The following is a 1,623-nucleotide window of genomic DNA, read 5'->3' as shown; positions in this document are numbered from 1 at the left end:
ATCGCCGCACGCAGCATGTCGCCGGTGGAGATCTGCGGAATACCGTGTTTTTCCATGATGAACTGAGCCTGGGTACCCTTGCCGGCGCCCGGAGCTCCCAACAGAACAATGCGCATACACGCTCCTAGTTGATTGGTTATTCAATTCTTGAGAAGGCAAAAAACTACACGTTTTCGCCCGTATTAACAAGCTCGCCCCGTGTGAGTGGCCAGATTATCACCACACTCCCGCCCCGTCTCTGCGACCAAAGACGCAGACGACGACCACGAAAAATGATTGAAAATGCAGCAGCGCACCAGAGGGGAACGGCCAAAAAAAGGTTCTTCGCGGGATCTTGGGGAAGTGGAAGTTGACAGACAGGGTGCTGGTAAACTGGCTGTCTCCAAACACACCACCACCATCACCCTGCTGTCGCCGTGCATCATATTGATATTGCCTCCTTCTGGCCAGGTTATACCGTCATCGCCCAAGCGCTTTCTGCCAACCATCACACCCTGTTTACCCTTGAGCCTCGCGCCGACCTGTTGCCCCGTTGTCGCCGATGCCTGCAACCCACGCCATTGATCCACGACCAACGTATCCGCCGGGTGCGTGAGCGAGACCTATTTGACCGACAAGTCTGGTTACAACTGCCTGTTCGCCGCGTCGACTGTCTGCGCTGTGGTCGCGTCAGTGAACATATCGACTGGCTCCCCTCTGGCTCCCGCCTCACCCGGCGCATGCAGTGCTGGATTGAAGCGCTCGTTCAGTACCTCCCCATCCGCCATGTCAGCCAGCTCACCGGGGTCGGTTGGCACACCATCAAGGAGATCGACAAGCGCCGTTTGCAGACCAGTGTGGGCACCATCGAACTTGGGGAGGTGCGGCGGCTGGTGATGGATGAGTTTGCCCTGCACAAGGGACACCGCTATGCCACCGTGATCATGGATGCCGAGCGAACCCGCGTCCTGTGGGTGGGGCACGGCAACAGCCGGGCCGCTATCCGTCCCTTCTTCGAGCAGCTCGGCGAGCGATGCCAGCAGATTGAGGCGGTGGCGATGGACATGAACACGGCGTTCGACCTGGAGGTGAAGCAACACTGCCCGCAGGCGGAGGTGGTCTACGACCTGTTCCACGTGGTGGCTCGCTATGGCCGAGAGGTGGTGGACCGGGTGCGAGTGGAGCAGGCGAATGCACTGAAAAGCGATAAACCGGCGCGAAAAGTGGTCAAAAGTGCGCGTTGGTTGCTGCTACGTAATCGGGCGAAGCTGAGTGAAAAACAGGATGTGAAGTTGCAGGAGCTGTTGGCGGCGAATCAACCGCTGGCGATGGTGTACGTGCTGAAAGAGGCGTTGAAGGGCATCTGGTATGCGCCGAGCGTGTGGGAAGGATGGCGACGATGGCGGAGCTGGATGCGGCAGGTGAAGGAAAGCGGGCTAGCGCCGCTGCAACGATTTGGTCGAAATTTATCGAAATATATGCGGGGGATCCTGGCGAGTGCAAACTACCCGATGCACACGAGTGTGCTGGAAGGGGTGAACAACAAGATCAAAGTGATAAAGCGTATGGCGTATGGATTTAGGGACTCAGAATACTTTTTTCTGAAAATCAAGGCGGCCTTCCCCGGAAAGCCGCGATGAACCT

General features: G+C 57.5%; 2 protein-coding genes. One reads left to right on the top strand and one right to left on the bottom strand.

Annotated features, from left to right (window positions below; all coding sequences use genetic code 11):
* Positions 1 to 116: nucleoside monophosphate kinase (locus G5253_RS20450; protein ID WP_421204168.1), on the bottom strand; the 116-nt coding region annotated here is incomplete at its 3' end.
* Positions 117 to 416: 300 nt separating this feature from the next.
* Between G5253_RS20450 and G5253_RS20445 the strand changes: the two genes are divergently transcribed.
* Positions 417 to 1,619 carry an ISL3-like element ISAeme19 family transposase gene (locus tag G5253_RS20445; protein WP_084865641.1) on the top strand — a complete coding sequence of 401 codons (1,203 nt, stop codon included), beginning with the start codon at positions 417 to 419 and terminating at the stop codon, positions 1,617 to 1,619.
* The last annotated feature ends 4 nt before the right edge of the window (positions 1,620 to 1,623 follow it).

The sequence above is a fragment of the Aeromonas sp. 602658 genome, from assembly GCF_049173005.1.
Taxonomy (GTDB): Bacteria; Pseudomonadota; Gammaproteobacteria; order Enterobacterales; family Aeromonadaceae; genus Aeromonas; species Aeromonas veronii_A.
This window is presented reverse-complemented; position numbering and strand designations above follow the sequence as displayed.